The sequence below is a fragment of the Pseudomonas spartinae genome (assembly GCF_965197125.1).
Taxonomy (GTDB): Bacteria; Pseudomonadota; Gammaproteobacteria; order Pseudomonadales; family Pseudomonadaceae; genus Aquipseudomonas; species Aquipseudomonas composti_A.
In genome coordinates, this window is sequence record NZ_CBDAMB010000001.1 from 643,569 (window position 1) to 663,847 (window position 20,279).

Annotated in this window: 18 protein-coding genes; 2 read left to right on the forward strand and 16 right to left on the reverse strand. The window is 60.9% G+C overall.

All coding sequences use genetic code 11. The features are described 5' to 3' along the window. Positions 1 to 5 precede the first annotated feature (5 nt). The 5 genes from ACN8M7_RS02970 to msbA all read right to left on the reverse strand — a co-directional run bounded on the left by ACN8M7_RS02970 (position 6) and on the right by msbA (position 7,047). Positions 6 to 1,286, reverse strand: a complete 1,281-nt coding sequence (locus ACN8M7_RS02970; RefSeq protein ID WP_490259715.1) for an acyl-CoA dehydrogenase family protein — start codon at positions 1,284 to 1,286, stop codon at positions 6 to 8. A 152-nt stretch (positions 1,287 to 1,438) separates the two neighbouring features. After that, positions 1,439 to 2,860, reverse strand: a complete 1,422-nt coding sequence (gene hldE / locus ACN8M7_RS02975) for a bifunctional D-glycero-beta-D-manno-heptose-7-phosphate kinase/D-glycero-beta-D-manno-heptose 1-phosphate adenylyltransferase HldE (protein ID WP_490259716.1) — start codon at positions 2,858 to 2,860, stop codon at positions 1,439 to 1,441. Positions 2,861 to 2,922: 62 nt separating this feature from the next. After that, the gene (locus tag ACN8M7_RS02980; RefSeq protein WP_490259717.1) at positions 2,923 to 4,305 is read right to left on the reverse strand and encodes a PIG-L deacetylase family protein; all 1,383 of its coding nucleotides are present in this window, start codon (positions 4,303 to 4,305) and stop codon (positions 2,923 to 2,925) included. Positions 4,306 to 4,309: 4 nt separating this feature from the next. Next, positions 4,310 to 5,206: a GNAT family N-acetyltransferase gene (locus tag ACN8M7_RS02985; protein WP_490259718.1), complete on the reverse strand. Its 897-nt coding sequence runs from the start codon at positions 5,204 to 5,206 to the stop codon at positions 4,310 to 4,312. Then, positions 5,206 to 7,047 (reverse strand): lipid A export permease/ATP-binding protein MsbA, encoded by a 1,842-nt coding sequence (gene msbA / locus ACN8M7_RS02990; protein WP_490259719.1) that lies wholly within the window; start codon positions 7,045 to 7,047, stop codon positions 5,206 to 5,208. The genes ACN8M7_RS02985 and msbA overlap by 1 nt, the downstream gene beginning before the upstream one ends. Positions 7,048 to 7,175: 128 nt before the next feature. Here msbA and ACN8M7_RS02995 point away from each other — a divergent pair, with 128 nt between their 5' ends. Beyond that, entirely contained in the window at positions 7,176 to 8,357 is a 1,182-nt protein-coding gene (locus ACN8M7_RS02995; protein WP_490259720.1) for an O-antigen ligase family protein, read from the forward strand. Next, the gene (locus ACN8M7_RS03000) at positions 8,357 to 9,001 is read left to right on the forward strand and encodes a BUD32 family EKC/KEOPS complex subunit (RefSeq protein ID WP_490259721.1); all 645 of its coding nucleotides are present in this window, start codon (positions 8,357 to 8,359) and stop codon (positions 8,999 to 9,001) included. Before ACN8M7_RS02995 ends, ACN8M7_RS03000 begins: the two co-directional genes overlap by 1 nt. Here the strand turns inward: ACN8M7_RS03000 and ACN8M7_RS03005 are convergent. The 11 genes from ACN8M7_RS03005 to ACN8M7_RS03055 are packed head-to-tail and all read right to left on the reverse strand — an operon-like array spanning position 8,984 to position 20,278. After that, positions 8,984 to 9,619: a CatB-related O-acetyltransferase gene (locus ACN8M7_RS03005; RefSeq protein ID WP_061237402.1), complete on the reverse strand. Its 636-nt coding sequence runs from the start codon at positions 9,617 to 9,619 to the stop codon at positions 8,984 to 8,986. The two genes, ACN8M7_RS03000 and ACN8M7_RS03005, sit on opposite strands and share 18 nt — an antisense overlap. Before the next feature lie 2 nt (positions 9,620 to 9,621). Continuing rightward, positions 9,622 to 10,506, reverse strand: a complete 885-nt coding sequence (locus ACN8M7_RS03010; protein ID WP_490259722.1) for a glycosyltransferase — start codon at positions 10,504 to 10,506, stop codon at positions 9,622 to 9,624. Then, positions 10,503 to 11,648, reverse strand: a complete 1,146-nt coding sequence (locus tag ACN8M7_RS03015; RefSeq protein ID WP_490259828.1) for a glycosyltransferase — start codon at positions 11,646 to 11,648, stop codon at positions 10,503 to 10,505. Before ACN8M7_RS03015 ends, ACN8M7_RS03010 begins: the two co-directional genes overlap by 4 nt. A gap of 2 nt (positions 11,649 to 11,650) precedes the next feature. Next, positions 11,651 to 12,532 (reverse strand): DUF6625 family protein, encoded by an 882-nt coding sequence (locus ACN8M7_RS03020; RefSeq protein WP_490259829.1) that lies wholly within the window; start codon positions 12,530 to 12,532, stop codon positions 11,651 to 11,653. A gap of 27 nt (positions 12,533 to 12,559) precedes the next feature. Then, on the reverse strand, positions 12,560 to 13,678 hold the full coding sequence (locus ACN8M7_RS03025; RefSeq protein WP_490259723.1) for a glycosyltransferase: 1,119 nt from the start codon (positions 13,676 to 13,678) through the stop codon (positions 12,560 to 12,562). Next, positions 13,665 to 15,419 (reverse strand): carbamoyltransferase family protein, encoded by a 1,755-nt coding sequence (locus ACN8M7_RS03030; protein WP_490259724.1) that lies wholly within the window; start codon positions 15,417 to 15,419, stop codon positions 13,665 to 13,667. The genes ACN8M7_RS03025 and ACN8M7_RS03030 overlap by 14 nt, the downstream gene beginning before the upstream one ends. Positions 15,420 to 15,431: 12 nt before the next feature. Next, positions 15,432 to 16,877: a lipopolysaccharide kinase InaA family protein gene (locus tag ACN8M7_RS03035; RefSeq protein ID WP_490259725.1), complete on the reverse strand. Its 1,446-nt coding sequence runs from the start codon at positions 16,875 to 16,877 to the stop codon at positions 15,432 to 15,434. Continuing rightward, positions 16,877 to 17,620, reverse strand: a complete 744-nt coding sequence (locus tag ACN8M7_RS03040) for a lipopolysaccharide kinase InaA family protein (RefSeq protein WP_061237397.1) — start codon at positions 17,618 to 17,620, stop codon at positions 16,877 to 16,879. Before ACN8M7_RS03040 ends, ACN8M7_RS03035 begins: the two co-directional genes overlap by 1 nt. Continuing rightward, on the reverse strand, positions 17,617 to 18,351 hold the full coding sequence (locus tag ACN8M7_RS03045) for a lipopolysaccharide kinase InaA family protein (protein WP_061237396.1): 735 nt from the start codon (positions 18,349 to 18,351) through the stop codon (positions 17,617 to 17,619). Before ACN8M7_RS03045 ends, ACN8M7_RS03040 begins: the two co-directional genes overlap by 4 nt. Then, a complete protein-coding gene (gene rfaP, locus ACN8M7_RS03050; RefSeq protein ID WP_490259726.1) occupies positions 18,351 to 19,157 on the reverse strand; it encodes a lipopolysaccharide core heptose(I) kinase RfaP in 807 nt (268 codons plus the stop codon). The genes ACN8M7_RS03045 and rfaP overlap by 1 nt, the downstream gene beginning before the upstream one ends. Next, positions 19,154 to 20,278, reverse strand: a complete 1,125-nt coding sequence (locus ACN8M7_RS03055; protein WP_490259727.1) for a glycosyltransferase family 4 protein — start codon at positions 20,276 to 20,278, stop codon at positions 19,154 to 19,156. Before ACN8M7_RS03055 ends, rfaP begins: the two co-directional genes overlap by 4 nt. Position 20,279: the final 1 nt, after the last annotated feature.

The window sequence follows — 20,279 nt, forward strand, 5'->3', positions numbered from 1 at the left end:
TCCTCTCAAAGGTGCAAACCGCCGGCAAGCACGGCGACACTGCGCAGATCGCGATACCAGCGCTCGACCGGGTGCTCCTGAGTAAAACCGTGGCCACCGAGCAGTTGCACGGCGTCGGAGCCGATTTTCATCGCCTTCTCGGCACACAGCAGACGCGCCAGGTAGGCCTCGCGATGGAAGGGCTGACCGGCCTCGGCACGGGCGCAGGCACGCCACAGCAGCAGGCGCATGGCATCCAGCTCGATGGCGATATCGGCCACCATGAAAGCCACGCCCTGGCGGTGGCTGATCGGCTCACCGAAGGCTTGGCGCTCGTTGCAGTATGTCGTCACGTAATCCAGCGCAGCCTGGGCCGTGCCCACGGCCAGCGCGCAGAAGGCCAATGCCGAATGATCGAGAAAGGCCGTGAAGTCGAACGCATCGCCAGCCAGGCGGCAGTCGCTCGACACCTTGACGCCCTTCAGCTGGACACGCGCCAGCCCACAGGCCTTGAGTCCCATGGCGGGCTCGGCAGTGCGACTGACGCCCTTGCTCGCCGCCTCGACGATGAACAGCGCCGGCCCATCACTGGCCTGGGCGCTGACGACCAGCCGACTGGCATCCAGGCCGGCAATCACCAGCGTCTTCTCACCGTCGAGCAGATAGTGCCTGCCGCGCTTGCGCGCCCGCGTCGCAGGCTGGCCTGGATCGCTCAGCACAGCAGGCTCATTGACGGCCAAGGCGAACGCCGGCGCGCCTTGCTCGCCAACGAACGCCGGCAGCCAGGCGGCCTGCTGTTCAACCGTTCCCCAGCGGCGAATGCAGTTGGCGGCCGATAGCGGCACCAGCAGCGCAGCGGCCAGGGAAAAGTCACCCTGCGCCAGACTCTCGGCGATCAGCGCATTGCTCAGAACGGTGCGCTCGCCGGCCAGGCCGCCCTGCGCCTCGCCCACGCCATAGTGAGCCAAGCCCAGCTCGCGCGCCTGATTGATCAGCGCAGCCGGCACCCGCGCCTGCGCATCCGCCTCATGCGCTACCGGACGCAGTACCTCCAGGGCGAAGCCCTGCAGCATGTCCACCAGCATTTGCTGCTCATCGGTGAATGACAGATCGAACAGCTCATCCGCTGTCTGACGCGCCTCACGCGGCTTGCTCGCCGCACGCCCAGCCGCCAGGCGAAAGCTGGCGCGGCTCCCGCTGTAAACGAGTTTTTCGAAGGACTTGCGTACCTTCAGGCGATCCGGCCAGTCGGCCTGGGCCAGCTTGCTCAGTACACTCAGGGCCTGGCCCTGTACATCGACGGTCATGGCATCTCACTCCACATGAGGGATGCCATTGATGATGAGGTCAGGGTCAGCGAGTGCCTATGACCCTCAAGACAGGCTGCTGCGGCAATCGGGTCAAGCCATGGCTGGAGGCGAACGGACTGAGCAGGACTTGCACCTGGCTCAGCCTGCTGTCACTTGCTGCGAATCTTCTCGACGATCGCCGTGGTGGAGCTGTTTTCCACCAGGCCGAGCACGCGCACCTCACCACCATAGGCCTGGACGATATCGGCGCCGACCACCTGCTCGATACCATAGTCGCCGCCCTTGACCAGTACGTCCGGCCGCACCTGCCCCAGCAGGCGTTCGGGGGTGTCTTCGCTGAAGCTCACCACCCAGTCCACCGCGCCCAGACCGGCGAGCACCGCCATGCGCCGATCAACGGCGTTGATCGGGCGGCCCGGCCCTTTCAGACGGCTCACCGAAGCGTCGTCGTTGATCGCCACGATCAGCCGATCACCCTGCGCACGCGCCTGTTCCAAGTAGGTCACATGGCCGGCATGGAGGATATCGAAGCAACCGTTGGTGAAGACGATCTTCTCGCCATGAGCGCGGGCATCTTCGATGGCGATCAGCAGTTGATCCAGGCTCAGCACGCCGCGCTCGGAGCCTTCCTCGCGCTGCACCGCACGGCGCAGTTCAGGCGCACTGATGGCCGCCGTACCCAACTTGCCGACGACGATGCCGGCTGCCAGGTTGGCCAGGGCCACCGCCAGTGGCAGCTCCTCACCGGCGGCGATGGACGCGGCCAGGGTGGAAATCACCGTATCGCCGGCACCGGTCACGTCGAAGACCTCACGGGCACGAGCCGGCAGGTGCAGCGGCGGATACTCCGGCCGCAGCAGGGTCATGCCGTGCTCGCCACGCGTCACCAGCAATGCACCCAGCTCCAGCTCATGCATCAGCGTGGCGCCCTTGCTCACCAGTTCGGCCTCATCGACGCAACCACCGACGATTAGCTCGAACTCATGCAGGTTTGGCGTGATCAGGCTGGCACCGCGGTAGATGGAGAAGTCCTTGCCCTTGGGATCGGCCAGCACCGGGACACCCTTGTTGCGCGCCGCCTGGATCAAAGCCTGATGGTTCTGCAGCGCGCCCTTGCCGTAGTCCGACAGTACCAGCACCTTGACCCCGTCGAGCAGTGCATCGACTTCACGCGCCAGGGCTGCGGTGTCGGTATTGAACGGCTCCTCGAAGTCCATGCGCAGCAGTTGCTGGTGACGGCTCATCACCCGCAGCTTGACGATGGTCGGCTGGCCGTCATGGCGCTGGAAATGGGCGTCCACGCCTGCGCCACGCAGGCTGTCGCTCAGGCTCTCGGCGGCTTCATCGTTGCCGGTCACGCCCACCAGCAACGCGCGCGCGCCGAGTGCGGCAATATTCAGTGCCACGTTGGCAGCACCACCGGGACGATCCTCGATCTGGTCCACACGCACCACCGGTACCGGCGCCTCCGGGGAAATCCGCGAAGTGCCGCCATGCCAGTAGCGATCGAGCATCACATCGCCCACCACCAGAACGGCGGCTTGGTCATAGCGGGGCATGGTCAGTTTCATGGCAGCTCCAGAAGGGCAGAAAAACGGGAAAAATCATAGCATGACGCATTCGGTGTACCGCTCTAGCGGGTACGCACCCAGAACAGCTCATGGCGGCGCACGGCCTTGCGGAAGAACTCGTCCTCGCCCGTGACAGGCCAGCGGCGCCCGGCCAAGGCCCACTGGATCAGGCGGCGCAGGCGCCGCTTCAGCGGCAGCGGAGCTTGCAGATCATGCTGCATGCCCAGCGCCATGGCCTTGTCCAGTTGCCGCTCGGCATCGAGCAACGGGCTCCACAGACGCTCGGCCGGCAGCGCCGTGATCGCCGGTGGCAGGGCAATGCCATGGCCGGCCGGCCCCATGGGCCAACGGTCGTTGTCATGCAGGTGGTTGGCATAGAGCAGCAGCGTTTTCGGCTGCCAGGCCGCACGCTCGCAGGCTTCCAATAAGGCGCGCGTACTGGCGACGTGATCATGATGAGGGTCGAGCTCCGGATGCGGCGTCAGCACGACTTCGGGCCGGTAATGCTCGATCACGGCGACCAGATCGTCGATCAGGTTGCTCCAGGTTGGCTGTCCGTCGGCATCGCCCGGCAAGGACAACGGATTATGGCGGCGCACAGGGCGCACATCGCTCTCGCCCGACTCCCGCGAACCGAAGGGTACGTGCGGTTGCTCGGCCATGGCCGGCAACTGCAGGCAGTAGTAGCCGAGCTGCACGCAACGCGCCTGATTGACCCCACCCCACAGCGGTGCGGCCAGGCTGTCCCAGCTGCGTAAGCGCCCTTTCAGACGCGCAGCGGCGGCCTTGTCCAGCCCGAAACGCTGATAGGCCTCGGCCTCGATCTCGCCTTGAGTGAGGGTCACGATGGCAGTGTTGGCCGCGCGGCTGTACTGACCAAAGGCCGCCAGCTCGGCATCGTCGGCATGCGGCGCGATGATCAGCATGCGCTGCTCGGCGAAATCGGGATTGCGCATGGCATGCAGGCGCAACTCGCCACCGATGCGACAGAAGCGCGGCACGATGCTCAGAGCCTGCGCCTGCTGCCCGGACAGGTTGAGGTAACGACGGCCAGCCACGCCACGCTCGAAATCCTGACGGTCATCGCCCAGGCGCACATAGGGATCGAACCACCGGCCAAGCCAGGTCGCCGTCAGACGCAGCTCGAGTATCAGCGTGTCGTAGCCCTGCAGGTCAGCCTCGACCTGCAGCTGCCCCTGCTCGATGCGCGCCGATACGCTCAGGCTGTCCTCGGGGAAGTCGTAGCGATAATCGTCGCGCGGTGAATAAAAGAGGTGATCGGCGAACCAGGCCTCATGCGCGACCCAGCCCAACACCAGCAGCACTGGCGGCAGCCACCAGGCGACGAGCACACCGAGCGCCAGCAACGTCAACAGTGCCAGCAACAGGGCGATGCGTTTGTTGCGGCGATGGCGTTTGAGCAGTTGTTGCTTGCGACCGTTCATGCGCTCACACCTGATAGACCGGTACCCGGTTGCACCAGCGATCCTTGTATTCGCGGTCAGCGCGGCCAAACGAGTAACGCAGAGGCTTGCCCAGCGCCCGCGCCTGCTCCCACTCGCTTTGCGTGTTGACGAAGCTGAGTACGCTGCCAGGGCTGAACTCGCGCTGCTGCGGATCGACCCCGCCGTTGATGTATTCCAGACTGACCCATTGCGGCGCCTCGACCCGGTACAGCACCTGGATCGCCACCGGTTCGTCGTTGAGGTAGATCAGCGAGCCGGTCATGAAATCGCGCAGCAGGCCGAACACTTCTGTCAGGTGCTCCTTGCCAGTGGCCTCGAAGCCCCAGCGACGCTGGAACAGATCGGCATAGATGCGCGCCTGCTCCTCGGGCGTCAGCTCCAGCATCGGCCGGATCACCCCGCCCGCCTCTTCCAGCAAGCGTTGCTCGCGGCGCTGGTTGTAGCGAAATTTCTTGCTGTATTGCTCAGGCTCACGAGCCAGCGCCAGGCCCTCGGGCTGTTCGCCGACACCGATGAGTCCTGTTGCATTGAGTTCAGACAGGTAGCGTGCCCGATGGCGCAGCGAAACCTGCGCCTGCGGAGCCAGAGGCAGAATGATCTCGGCATTGCCCAGATCGAACAGACCGCGCTTGCCTTGCTGCTTGAGCACATCCTTGGACAGGGCCAGATACCGCCCCCAGGTAGCAACTGCAGCCTGCAGTTCGCCACCGACCTGCCAACCCAGATAGCGCACGGGAATACCAGCCAGGTCAGCCAGCCGCACCACCACCTCGGGATGAGTCGCGACGCTGCCGCCAAAACGGGCCCAGGCCTCGGCATAGTCGGCAGCAGTAATCGGCGTCCAGCCGCGTTCACGCCAGAATCGTAGACGGCTCAGCATCAGACGCTCTGCTCGACCACGACCGACTCGTCGCCGTCCTCGAACTGCTTGGCATGCAGACGCGCGTAGTAACCGTTCTGTGCCAGCAACTCGGCATGACTGCCGCGCTCGACGATCTGCCCCTGATCCATCACCAGAATCAGGTCAGCCTTCTCGATGGTAGTCAGGCGGTGGGCGATGACCAGGGTGGTACGGCCCTGCATCACCTGATCCAGCGCCGCCTGGATATGCCGCTCGGATTCGGTATCCAACGCCGAGGTGGCCTCGTCGAGAATCAGCAACGGCGCATCCTTGAGCAGGGCGCGGGCGATGGCCAGGCGCTGACGCTGACCGCCGGAGAGCAGCACGCCGTTCTCACCGACCAGGGTGTCGTAGCCTTGTGGCATCTTCTCGATGAACTCGGCGGCATAGGCGTCACCCGCAGCCTGTTGCACGGCCTCCAACGGCGCGCCAGCCAGATCACCGTAAGCGATATTGTTGCGCACGGTATCGTTGAACAGGGTGACGTGCTGCGTGACCAGCGCGATGTGCCGGCGCAGGTTGCGCAGGGTGTAGTCCTCGACATCCACGCCATCGAGCAGAATCTGCCCCTGATCATGGTGGTAGAAACGCGGTATCAGATTGGCCAGGGTTGACTTGCCACTGCCGGAGCGCCCGACCAGCGCCACCATCTGCCCGGGCTCGGCGACGAAGGAAATGTTGTTTAGCACGGATTTCTCCGCACCGGGGTAGCTGAAGCTCAGATCCTTCACCTGCAGCCGGCCGCTGATGCGCTCGCGCTCCTGAGTGCCACGATCAACTTCCGGCTCCTCGTCGAGTTGCTCGAAAATGCTTTCGGCCCCGGCGACACCCTTCTGAATAGTCGAACTGACCTCGGATAGCTGGCGAATGGGCTTGGGCAGCAGACCTGCCAGGGTGATGTAAGCCACCAGATCCCCTGCCGAGGCATCGCCGCGCAGCAGCAGCACCAGGAACATCAACACGGCCATGGCACTGTAGATCACCAATTGCAGTGACGGCGTGTAGACAGCGTTGGTCTTGACCATCTTCAACTGCTTGAGCTTGTTTTCCTCACTGGCGCCCAGAAAACGCTGCTTCTCGTAGTCCTCTCCACCGAAGCTGCGCACAACGCGATAACCCTGGATGCTTTCAGAGGTCACATGGGTGACATCGCCCATGCTGGTCTGGATATTCTTGCTCTGCTTGCGGAATTTCTTGCTGGTGCTGGTCACCATCAGGCCGATCACAGGCAGGATCGCCACCATCACCAGCGTCAGTTTCCAGTTCATCCACAGCAAGGTGGCGAACAGGAAGATCACCGTCATCCCTTCGCGCACCACGACCTTGATAGCGTCGGTGGCAGCACCGGTGACCATGGTCACGTTATAGGTGATGCGCGAGATCAGATGACCGGAGTTGTGGTTGTCGAAGTAACGGTTGGGCAGCGTCAGCAGGTTATTGAACAGCTCGACACGCAGGTCCTGCACCAGCCCCATCGAAACCTTTGCCAGGTAGTAATTCCCCAGGAAAGAGCCAATGCCTTGCCACAAGGCAATCAGCACGATCAGCAGAGGCACTGCCTGCAGCAGCTTTAGATGTGCCAGCCAGGGCGCATGCTCCAGCAACCAGGGCACGCCTGCAAAGAGGCTCGCATCAGGATTGGACAATCCGTCGACGAAGTACTTGAGGATATAACCCAGCATTGGCTGAGTGGAGGCGAAAATCAGAAAGCCAGCCAGACTGAGCAGGAACAAACCGATGTAAGGTCTGACGTATCGTAGTAAGCGAAAATAGATCTTCAAACTGGAGGTGGCTTGAAGGTCCGCAGAGGTATCGGTCATGGAAATATGCCGCAGCCAGAACAGGGGCGAATACTATCACAGCCCCCTGCCGCGTCATGGATGCGCGAAAAATCCACTGGTATCCCGTAGAATCGCGCCTCGAATCAGAATCGGGGAATACAGGATCAATGTCGCTTTCCTTGGGCGCATGGCCGCGCAATACATCGAACTTCATTAGCGAATGGATTTTACCAATCGGCTATTTCTGTTTGCTGACCGGGCTGACCTGGCTGGATGATCGCAGCCAGTATCACAAGCTCTTCTATGCTCTGATGGCAGCACCAGCACTGATTGCGATCGTGATGCAGCCCAAGCAGATTGCCCTGCAACTGAGTGAGCCCGTCACTCTTTTGTTTCTTGCCTTCTCAGCCTGGGCACTGATCAGCATCTCCTGGTCAGGAACCGAAGATTCCTTTGCCTCGCTTGCCAAGAGACCGCTCTATATCTTCATGCTTTTCACAGCCTGCATGCTGATGACCCAACGCAACTGCTCGCGCCTGCTATTGGTCCTGTCCCTGGCATCGCTGGCGATTATTCCTATAGCGGCGTATGGATTAGTCGACTTCGCTACCCACTACACCCCCGGCGCTCGCCTGGTAGGTAGCGGAGCGTTGGATAACCCACTGCTGAGCTCACATGTATTTGGCTTGTTCTGCGTGATATGGCTTGGCTGGGTCATGACCTCCTCGTCGCGGTACTACTGCTTCGCGCTAATTCCGCTGGCGGTACTATCAGTGACGCTACTTGCAACGGGCTCCCGTACTCCGCTTGTCGCAGCTGCACTTGCGGCGGCCTGGCTGATGCTTTGCTGTTGGAACAAACGCGCACTCCTGCTCGCCTGCGCCGGCGCTTGCGGGTTAATTATCCTTCTGCTGGCCTTCCCTGAAAGCCTGCTTAACCGAGGTACATCCTACCGCCTGGAAATCTGGCAATTGGCGCTGGAGCAGATTCGCTTACAACCATGGATCGGGCACGGCTTCGATGCGCATCTCGCGATCAATGTTCCTGGTACTCACTACTCATTCAGCGAACCTCATAGCTTCTTTCTAGGCGTGCTCTATTATACCGGCGTAATCGGCGCCCTCTGCTGGGCGCTCATGCACGGTGCGGCACTCTGGACCTGCTGGCGACGACGCAGTGACTTGTATTTCATCATCGCTGGTGCGTTGGTTGTTTACGGACTGGGCGCAGGCCTTACTGAGGGAGGGGGAATTCTTCCTCGCCCCAAAGAACACTGGTTCTTGACTTGGATTCCGCTGGCATTGGTGGCAGCGCTAAGTATCGGACGCAAACAGGAGCATGCACTTTGATGCAGCGTCTGTCAGAAGGACAACTGCAGGCACTGATGCTCGGCTCCAGCGTATTGGAGCAAGACGGGCTCGGCCCCAAAGTCCTTCGCCTGCAGGACAGCAGTTTTCTTAAGCTATTCCGTATACGTCGACTGTTTTCCAGCGAAACCCTGAAACCCTATGCCAAGCGCTTCGCAGACAATGCCAGACAACTACAGAGCCTGGGTTTTATTGCACCACAGATAATCGAGGTATACCGCGTAGAGGACGACGTGAACGGGACTGCCGTGCACTATTGGCCACTTCCGGGCGAAACACTGAGACAGGCCCTGGAGAAGGCACAGCCGGAGCAGCGCGGCCTGTTGATTAACCAGTTCGGGCAGTTGCTGGCGCGCCTGCATGAGAAGGGCGTCTATTTCCGCTCCATCCACTTGGGCAACGTACTGGTGATGCCTGATGGCGCCCTCGGCCTGATAGATGTCGCTGACATGAAATTTGGACGACGCCCACTCAACCTGAGCATGCGCCAACGCAATCTGAAGCACATGCGTCGCTACGAGCAAGACGAGGAGTGGCTGTTCAAGTTGCATAAGGACGCCCTCATCGATGGCTACCGCCAATGCGCCCCTCGCCTTGCTCAGGCGCTGCTACTGAGGCCGGAGTGACGCAGCACGTCGCTCCACGTACTCAAGAAAAGAATCCAGCCGCTCACTGCACAGTAGTGCACTGACCTTACGCACCTCGTCTTCAGGCCATTCCCACCACCTCGCAGCCAGGAGCGCCTCCCTGACTGGCTCGCTGAAACGCCACCGGATGTGTTTCGCTGGATTACCAGCCACAATCGAGTATGGAGCCACGTCTCGGCTTACCACGGCACCAGCAGCGACCACCGCACCATCGCCCACGGTCACGCCAGAAAGAATCATTGCCCCAGTACATAGCCACACATCACTGCCAATCACGACATCACCGCGAGTGAAGGCATAGCCGGTAATATCCGCAGCCTCGTCAATCATGGCCGGGAACGGGTAAGTCGTAACCCACTCAGTACGATGATGCCCACCGAGAAATATTTCGACCTGCTCAGCGATGGATGTATACGCACCTATACGAAGCGTAGCGCCCTCACTCCAGTCATGGACGATGGGTAGACCATAACTGCCTACACCTATCGAGTAGTGAGGATAGCGCTGGAGAAAGCGGGCCTGACCGCGATACAGCCTCGGCAGCTTACGGATCGCACGCTTGCTCCGACGCTCTCGAAATCTTGCCCAGAAACCCATGATCAGTTCTTCTCCAGAGGCGAGAAAAAAAGACGCCCCAGCCCACGCCAGGTTTTCTTGTTCCATCTACGCAACGGAATCTGCCTGAGCAACTGCCGCGCGTAATCACGGTCTCGATTGGAACACTTCAGGAACATAGAGCTGAGAAACCGAGTCCTGACGAACTCGTATTGAGGGTGGTCCTTGAACAAGGCATAAGTACGCAGAATGCTATCCACCATGAACGGGGTGTTCTTGGAGGAGTTACTGCCATGCTTGCGGTACTGAGCCAACACCTCGCCAAGACAGTCGATGTAATAACCTGCATGAGTGATCTTGAGTTCGATAAGAAGATCCTCTAATCGGATCTCAGGATCGAACCCCCCTACCCGTTCCAACGCTTCTTTGCGAAACAGTAGCGTGGGCGCTGGCGGATAGGGTTTACGCTCCATGAACACGTCATCGAAATCCAGTCGACGAAACGCTATATCTCGACGCTGACGAAACTCGGGAAACAGATGACCGTCCGAATCGATCAACTCGATATTGCCGGCACAGATCCCGACTTCCGGCTTATCCCGCATGTAAGCGACCTGCTTGGCTATACGCTCCGGCACCATGATGTCATCCGAGCCGAATGGAGCAATCAGGCTGCCTTGGGCGCGCGAAACCGCGTCATTGAGCGTATGCGTCAACCCCCTGTTCTGCTGGACACGAAAGTCGAATCCATATTCTTGCTGCAAGCGTTCGATTCGCGCCACGCTGTCGTCCGTGGAGCCGTCATCGATCACCAACAACTCGATATTCGGGTATGTCTGCTGCACGACACTGAGAATGCAGCGCTCGATGTAGGGCGCATGGTTGTATGAAGCGATCACCACCGTGACCAATGGCAGTTGCTCCGTCATTTCCTCACCTCGTTAAGCGCAGATTCGATCAACTCCAGATACTGCTGGCGAAACACGTCAATATCGTGCTCTCTGTTCAAGTAACTGTAAGACTGCTCACCCTTGATCTGAAGCTGCTCATCACTGAGGGAAAGATACTCATCCAAGGCCTGGCTCAGTCCCTCGACGTCTGCCGGAGCAACAGCGATACCACCAGCTCCCTGGATCAACGGGAGCATGGCAGGAACATCGCTCGCGATTACCGGTAGCCGCCCACTCATCCCCTCAAGCAACGCCAAACCCAAGCCCTCCGCCAAAGAGGGCATGGCCCATATGTCGAACGCCCGCACATAGCGTAGAGCGTTATCTCGAAAGCCAAGCAAATGGATACGCCCTTGCAAACCAAGAAGCTCCACTTCCTGTAGCAAGCGGTCGCGCTCGCGCCCCTCCCCGATGATTGCCAGCTGTACATCTGGATAGCGCTGCGCAATCTGCGCAAAAGCACGGATCAGATGTATGTGCCCCTTTACCGGGACCAGTCGCCCCAATGCCCCGACAATCCGCACATTGGGCTCGAGCCCCAACTGAGAACGCGCCTGGTCACGTGATAACTGCAGACTTTCGGCCTGCACGATATCGATGGCATTGGTTATCGCAACGGTGTTGCTCGGAGTGAAGCCGCACTGACAATCCAGGAGGTACTGCTTAACCGCAGGAGAAACACCCACGAAACGCCAAGCGGGGCTCACCAGCCGAGCAGTCTGCTGACGACGATAGGCCCGATCGTATTCGCCAAAACCATGGGCGATACCGATACAAAGAGGGATCTTGAGCCAGCGATTGAGCATCAGCATCATGTTCACGGGCTTGAAGCGATTACAGATCACCACATCGAAGCGCTCGCTGCGGCAATACTGAAATAGCCGCCACATAGCACGAATGCGCATGCCCTTGAGCTGCGCATCGGAGAACTCGAAGTAAACAGAACGCTCAGCACGACTCTCCGGCTGACCGGTAGTCGGCCGTCCCCGGAGAAACGCATTGACTGTCTCGAAGCGCTCAGAAGGAAGGGCGTGAAAAATCTGCTCCCCCAAATCAGCAAAATCGTGCGTCTTGATGTTGTAGTCAGGATGCAACTGCAAAACCTTGATACGACGCGCCATGCTCATTGCCATTGCGAAAATCCTTCTTCACTTACCATCCAGGCTCGCTTACCGGCCAATGCTTGCATCGTTTCCTGCGAGGGAGACGCCTTGTCAGACCACTCACCTCGCTTCCATATGGCGAAGTGGAAATAAGGAAACTGTCGATCACCGTCCTGATCGTTAGTCAGGCAGCCATCGCGCCAGAACCAGCGATCAGGAAAATGAAAGCCTCCATCAATCCAAGGTATACAGCCATTTGGGGTGCTGAATGCTTCAACGAACTCACTGCGCCGGCGCAAGGGGTTGAAACGCCCCACCAAGTTGAAAAGCGGCTTTGGAAAATTCTTTCGCCATAAGAACAGGCGACTGAATGCTCCCTCGTCAAGCGCATGATGCTCTTGATCCCCCAAGCGTTCCTGCCAAGACGGCATACGCATGAAGACTCTACGCATTGCCTCGGTATTACGAATCAGGCATAAGTGACCCGACACACGCCGAGCATGGGTGGAGTAAAGGTCGTAACGTGCAAGTCGCTCGTCAGAGAAGTACTGACGTAAGCGTCCGTAGATCAGATCGAGATCGCCAAACGCCCAAAAATCATATCCCCGTAACTGCTCCTCATGGATATAGCCAAGAGCAGGTTTCAGATCACAAAGCTTGTAGGGATTATGCGGCGTAAACGTTATGCCCAAGCGCACCGACACCAAAGAGCAATAATCTGCATACGTCACCGGCTCAACACGAACATTGGCCGGCAAGTTATCCGGCTCACCACAGTCGCTGAATAGCAACCAGTCGATATCCGGATTACTTCTGCAACTTTCCAAGAACAAAGGCATCCAGAACGGCCAGCGCCCAAAATACGGAATGATGAAGCAAATGCTAGGGCTCACAGTAACGATCCGGGAATACAGTCAGAACAAGACAAGTTATTGGGACAGCCAATCGAACGCCCAGAAGCGCACTCGTGCCGCCTGATCACTAAAGCACAGACTCAATCTACGCGCAGGTAACGAGGGATCGAGCGGGCTCAGGGAACAGTCACGGAGCGCCCCAGCCAACGCAGCAGGTTGACCGAATGCGACCAGCAAACCTTCGCCATCCACCACCTCACGACCACCGCCACAATCGCTGCATATGACTGGCACTCCGGCGGCCATCGCCTCCAGCAATACCATGCCGAATGGCTCATGATCGGAGGTCAGCGCAAAGACATCGAAGGCCTTGAAATAGCGCCGTCCATTCGCCACCTGACCAAGAAAACGCACGGACTCGCTGACGCCCAGCTCCAACGCCAGTGCCCTGAGCGCAGACTCCAGCCGACCAGTACCCATGATCGCCAGCAAGCTGCCATCCCGCAGCTGCGGCAATGCCTGGGCGAAGCCGCGGATCAATGTGGCCTGGTCCTTGTCCGGATGCAGGCGACCGACGTTGCCAACCACCCAGGCATCCTGCGGCAAATCCAGATGCGCGCGAGCCTGCTCGCAAGAAACCTGCTCGGCTTGTACCGCCTCGACATCGATACGGTTGTACAGCGTTTCGATACGCTCGGCCGGCCAGTCAGGCAGACAGGCGCGCATGTCGTCACGTACGGCGTTGGAAACGCCCAGCAATGCCAGGCGCTTGCGGAAGAAATTGGCGAACAGCTGACGGGAACGGCGCTTGTAGTCGCCGAAAGCGTGATGCACGCCGATCACCGGCAGATCGCTGCCGAGCAGCGCCACGTAGATCGGCTTGAAGCGGTGAGCGATGCACAGGGCAAAGTCGCGCGACGCGACGATGCGGCGAAAATCGCGGATCGCCGCCAGTTTCAGACCACGCACCTGTGCACTGGAGTAATCGAGGAAGATCACCTCGTCGGAAGCCGAGCCGCGCTCGACCTCCGCTGACGGAGCGCCGGTCAGATAAACAGTGCAGACCTTGTACGGCGTGCCCTTGAACAGCACGGCGTACTGCCGTGCGCAATCCAGAAAGGGGCCGTCATAGCCGTGACAGAACTGCAGAACCCAGCGCTGCGCCTGGCTGGCAGTCGGCTCAGACGCCGTCATACCAATCCTTGCCATCCTTGACCACGAGCACGTCTTCCATGATCAGGTACTGCAGATCCGAACCGTAGAACATGTTCAGCGCGTCGGTCGGCGAGCAGATCATCGGTTCGCCACGGCGGTTGAGCGACGTGTTCAGCGATACGCCGTTGCCGGTGAGTTTCTCCAGCTCCAGCATCAGGTCGTACCAACGCGGATTGAAGCGGCGCTCCAGCACCTGAGCGCGCGAGGTGCCGTCTTCGTGCACCACCTCGCCGACGCGCTCTTTCCACTCCTCATTGACCTCGAAGGTGAAGGTCATGAACGGGCTCGGATGATCCACCTTGAGCATCTTCGCCGCCACGGTATCGAGCATCGACGGGCAGAAGGGTCTCCAGCGCTCGCGGAACTTGATCTGCTCGTTGATACGGTCGGCGACACCCGGCACGCTCGGGCAGCCGATGATGGAGCGCCCCCCCAAAGCACGCGGGCCAAACTCCATGCGCCCCTGGAACCAGGCAACCGGGTTGCCGTCGGCCATGATCCGGGCGATACGCTCAGGGGTATTCTCGATGCGCTTGAACACCGGCTGGTTCGGGTGCCTGGCGCATGCGGCGATGACGTCTTCGTTGGAGTAGGACGGGCCGAGATAGACGTGCTCCATCTTCTCCACCGGCACGCCGCGCTGGTGCGACACGTAAGCCGCGGCACCAACGGCGGTGCCGGCGTCGCCGGAAGCCGGCTGCACGAACAGTTCCTTCACATCGTCGCGGGCGATGATCTTCTGGTTGAGCTTGACGTTCAGCGCGCAGCCCCCGGCGAAGGCGATCTTGCCGGTTTCCTTGAGGATGTCGCCGAGGTAGTACTCCATCATCTGCAGCGCCAGCTTCTCGAACAGCGCCTGCATGCTGGCTGCGTAATGGATGTAGGGGTCATCGGCGATGTCGCCTTCACGCTTGGGCCCGAGCCATTCGATCAGCTTGGGCGAGAAGTAGTAGCCCTTGCCGTTTTCCTTGTAGCGGCGGAAACCGATGACGTTGGCGTACTCGGTGTTGATGATCAGCTCACCATTCTCGAACTTGGCCAGGCGCGAGAAATCGTACTTGGCGGCGTCACCGTAGGGCGCCATGCCCATGACCTTGAACTCACCGTCGAGCATCTCGAAGCCCAGGTATTCGGTGATCGCGCCATACAGGCCACCGAGCGAATCCGGGTCGAAGAACTCCTTGATCTTGTGGATCTTGCCGTTCTCGCCGTAGCCAAAGAAGGTGGTGGCGTACTCACCCTTGCCGTCGATACCGAGGATCGCGGTCTTTTCCTTGAAGCCCGAGCAGTGGTAGGCGCTGGAGGCGTGCGCCAGGTGGTGCTCGACCGGCTCGATCTTGACCTTCTTCAGGTCGAAGCCGAGTTGCACCAGGCACCACTCGATACGCTTCTTGTAGCGGTGGTAGCGACGGTTGCCGAACAGGATGGCGTCCAGAGCGCGATCCGGCGCGTAGGCGTAACGCTTGGCGTACTGCCAGCGGGCCTTCTCGAAGATGCTGATGGGGGCGAAGGGAATGGCCACCACGTCGACATCCGACGGCTTGATGCCGGCCTGTTCCAGGCAGAACTTGGCCGACTCGTAGGGCATGCGGTTCTTCGCGTGCTTGTCGCGCACGAAGCGCTCCTCTTCCACGGCCGCGATCAGTTTGCCGTCGATGTACAGCGCGGCGGACGGATCGTGACTGAGGGCGCCGGACAGGCCGAGAATGGTCAGTGCCACAGGTTTGAGCCTCTAATTCGGGCAGGTGCCGGGCACCTGCGGTAAACGTTGGTCGAGCAACTGGTGCAGGGCGGAGTCCGCCGGCCAGTTGCGCAGAAAACGGGCGCGGTCGCGAGCATAGGCCCGGGCGAAACTGCGCGTACTGCGATGCTGGCGCATGGCATCCAGGTCGATCAGCGACCAGGCGCCCTGGGCGTCATCCCAGAACAGGTTGTGCCCCTTGAAATCACCGTGACTGATGCGTTCGCGCTGCAGGGCAGCGAACAATCGATCAAGTGCCAACAGGTCGCTTTCCGGGGGCGTTGCCTGCTTGTATGCCTCAAAACGCGCGATTATATCCTGCCCGCCACAATAGTCGGTAATCAGGTAGGCACGACCGCGCAGCCAGCACCAGCGCCGCTCGATCACTGCCAGCGGCGTTGGCGTGGCGATGCCCAGCAGTTGCAGGCGATTGCCCTCGCGCCAGCTATGCCAGGCACGACTGGGGCGCCAGACGCGCTTGAGCCAGTGCAGCAGGTTTTTCACGTTATAGCGTTTGACCACCAGCGGCCGGCCGTCGAGCTCCACGCACGCGACGGTAGCGGCGCCACCGGTCTTGTAGATATGTCCGGCGTCGGTCCGAGCATCCAGATCAGCCAGCAGCGGCTGCAGGGCGGGCTCGGCCTGGCGGCGCACCACACACAGGCCAAAGGCGCCGATGCGTGCGGCGAACAGACTGCAATCACGCGCCGCTTTCTTCAGATAATCGCGCAGGCGCCAACGGCGCACCTTGGCTATTTCGGCCTGCAGCATCTCCAGCGGCAGCGCGTGCTCGCCGTTAGCCAGCAGGTAGTGGATTAGCAGCTCTTCCAGGTAGGGGTCCAGCTCGGCCGGCAGCTGAGCGAAGAAAACCCCGAGGTTTTCCAGCACTCGTGCCCGTGACAGGGGTTGCCCTGCTGTTTCGCAGCGCACGCCACCGCCGTCGATCAGGTACAGGCGGCCCTCATGGCGCAACAGGTTGTCCAGATGCAGATCGGCCTGCCACAGGCCCTGAGCATGCATCTGCCCGATTGCCGTCAGCGCTTCGGCCAGCACGCTCTGCTGGGCGTCGCTCAACAGCTGCTCGCGAGCTGCTTCACGCCAGGCATCCCAGAGGCTCTGTGCGCTCTCCAGATATTCGAACAGCAACCAGCCGCCCTGCCCGTCGATGAAATCCTGAGCCAGCAGCCTGGGCGTGACGAGCCCCTGGCCAGCCAGATACTCGGCGCCTTCACGCTCGCGCAGAAAGTGCCGCTGCGCCTTGTCGCCAACCAGCAACTTGGCCAGCACCGGACGCCCCTGCCAACGCGCAACGCCGACATAGCGCTGCCCTGGCAGCACACGTAGCAGGCGCTCCAGTACCAGCGGCTCGCCCGCCACCTGCAGTGTCAACGGCAAATCAGGTGTGCGGCCAGCCTGGCTCAACTCAACCAGTTGCATCAACGCGCCTCCTTGTAGCGCTGCCGAGCAGCGAGCTGCCGCCACCAGGCATCGACAGCGCCCTCATCGCCCAGATAGGCCCCCAGCAGCTCACGCACCTCAGCCTCGTTCCAGACTCTGGCACGGCGCAACAGGGGCTCGATATCCTTGACTCGATCACGCTGCCCCAACAGCAAAGGACGGGTTTTCTCCAGATCGATCAGTTGCGCCTCGAACACGCCCTCCAGCTCGCGCAGGAAGATATGCTTGGGATAGAAACAACCATGCATCTGCCCCGCCTGATGCAAACAGCGCGCAAGACGGCCACAGGCATGAAGGATGGACGCACGCCTGGCACCGTCGAGTGCAGACCATCGGGTCAACCATTGTTCCAGATCCTGCCAGCCGTCCAGTGCGCGAGTCAGCAAGACGGCACGGCGCTCGCCCGGCAAACGACGCTCGGCGAAATAGGCCGCCTGCAGCGCCGGAATGCCCAGTTCGGTGTAACGGCGGATATTGCGAAACTCGCGCGCGAAGGTCGGCTCACCGAAGGGATGCAGCAGACTGCGCGTCAGGTGATTGCTTTGCCGCTTCAGGTAGAAGGCACGCTCGTCCAGTTCCAGGCGATATACGCTGCTCCAGCCGCCACGTTCGGTGTTGGGCTCGTCCACGGCTTCCAGTTTCAACGCCCACAGGGCATCGAAACTGGCCAACCCGTGACGCTCGAGCAGGGCGCGATCCTGCTCCGCGATGAAGTCGCTCATTCCCGGCCCTCGAAGAACTTCAGGATTTGCAGGACGCGTTGTTTATCCGCGCCACTGAGCCGGTTGCACTCGCGATATTGCAGATAGAAACGCAGACGCTGCGTTCTCGACAGCACGCGCTTGGCCACTTTGTCGAGACAGGCCAGATCCTTGATGATCCGATAACGCAATAGCGGCCCCCACCAGAAACTGCCGGTGGGGCAGTCGATGAAGAACAACTCGGCCTTTTCATTGACCAGCAGGTTGCGCCACTTCAGGTCGTTGTGGGTGAAGTGGTGCTCATGCATCGTCCGCGTGCCCCTGGCCAGTTGCTGACTGACGCGCAGAACCCACGACCGATCAGCCAGGCGCGGGTCATCACGGTTGGCGATCGCAGCAAGATCGAGCGTATTTTCCAGCTCGCGTGTCACCAGCGCTCCACGCACGAAAGCCCCCGCCTTGCGCTGGAGACCATGCGCAACGATCGGCGCCGTCGGGATGCCCCACTTGGCGAACAACTTGAGGTTCTGCCATTCGGCCTTGACCCGCGGGCGCCCCAGATAGCGGCGCAGACCTTTACCCGCTCCCCAGTAGCGTTTGACGTAGTAATGCACGCCATCACGCTCGATACGAATGACCTCCGACAATGGGTCCTTGGTCAGCCGCTCGCCCTTGATCGCGAAAACAGCCTCCAGAGAGCCGAAGTCCTCGGTCAGGGCATGGTACTCAGGGGCAAGGATCCAGCTCGCCATCAGAGCGCATCTCCGTAACGCTGCTTACGTTCATACAGTTTCACTGCCTTGCGCTCCAACCAGGCGAGCAGGCTCGCCTCCTCGCGCAGTACCTGGCGCAGGGGCCGCTGAAAATAGGTACGCAGAAAGCGCAGCTTGTCGCGGCGGGTCAGGCCGATATCCAACGCCGAGAAATACAGTGCGGCCAGATCCTTGTCACGCCAGCGGCGGGGCACGGCGTCGCGCACCTGGGCACGGTGCAGGTCGATCACCGACAGGAGCAGGTCGCTGGCCTGGATCGGCCTGTCGGTGTGCAGCAGGAAGTGGCAGATATAACAGTCGCGGTGATTGACCCCCGCGCGGTGCATGGTCCCGGTCATCTGCGCCACTCGCTCGATCAGCGCCCACTTGAGCGCCGGCTTGGGTGGCTGTTGCGCCCAGTTGAGGCTGAGCTGCTCCAGGTCGACGGTCGGCGCCAGCTCCTCGGTGACGATGAACGAGTGCTGCCGCGCCGGATTGCTGCCGCGCTCGCCATAGGCAACTGCGGTCATGGTCGGCACACCTGCCTCGGTCAAACGCTGGATCGCCTGCCACTCCTGCGCCGCGCCCAGTACGGGCGCCTTGGCCGTGAGCAGGTTCTTGACGATCTCCCCCCAGCCGATGCCGCGATGAATCTTGACGAAATAGCCACGGCCATCGACCTCGGTACGCAAGGTGCGGCGACCTTCCAGCTCACGGTAGACCTGGCCCTGCAACACCTCCACAGCATCGAAGGCGTCGCGCCCTGCCCACAGGGTCTTGAAGGGTTCAGCGAGCATCAGCTTCACACGTGCTTCTCCGCCAGGATCACGTCGGCAGCCTTCTTCGGCATCGAATACAGATCGGCACTGTCGGCATACGCCAGCGCGTTGCGCTCCCAGAACGCGCGGCGCTCCGGATCGGCGAGCATATCGGTCAAGGTACGGTTGAGCCGTTCCTGTTCGAAGGGGCTGGGTAGTACGCGGCCGCAATCAGCATCGGCAATGTAGTGGGCATAACCACAGACATCGGTGACCAGCACCGGCAACCCGGACACCAGCGCCTCCAGCAGCACGGTGCCGGTGTTCTCGTTGTAGGCCGGGTGGATCAGCAGGTCGGCGCCGAGCAAAAAGCGCGGGATGTCGCTGCGACCCTTGAGGATCTGCACCTGATCGGACAGCCCCAGCGCCTTGATCTGCAGCAGGAATGGCTTGGGGTCGTCCTGACCAATGGCGATCAGGCGGGTGCGTTTGCGCAGCTCACGCGGCAACGCGGCCAGCGCCTTGAGGCTGCGATCCAGGCCCTTGGTCTTGAAACCGGAGCCGATCTGCACCAACAGCAGGTCGTCGTCGGCCAGCTTGAATTCACGGCGGAACTCGGCGCGAATTTCTGCGGCATTGGCCGGCGCACGACGATCCTGGGCGATACCGGGCGGCAGCAGATGGAAGCGCTGCAGCGGCGTCTTGTAGTGCTTGATGAACAGCGGCTGCTGCACTTCGGAGATCATCAGGATCTCGGTCTTCGACTCCGGCGCAAACACTGCGCGCTCGTAGTCGGCGAAGTGCTTGTAGCGACCCCAGCGCCGGTAGATCGGGTTACGCAGGGTCTGCGCCTTGTCCTCGAAGCAGCCGTCGGCGGCGTAGTAGACGTCGAGGCCGGGCATCTTGTTGAAACCTATCACCCGGTCGACTGGATCGCGCGCCAGATCCGCCTGCAACCAGGCCGTGAACTTCTCGTTGCGGCGATGATTGAACAGCGCGCGCACCGGCGCCACGCGCACGTCGAAGCCGCCGGGGTTGTCACCTTCCCAGATCGGCGTGTAGACGCGAATGGCATGACCACGCGCCTGACACTCCAGGGCAATGCGCATGAAATCGCGCTGTAGCCCGCCGAACGGGAAGTATTTGTAGAGAACGAAGGCCAGTTGCATA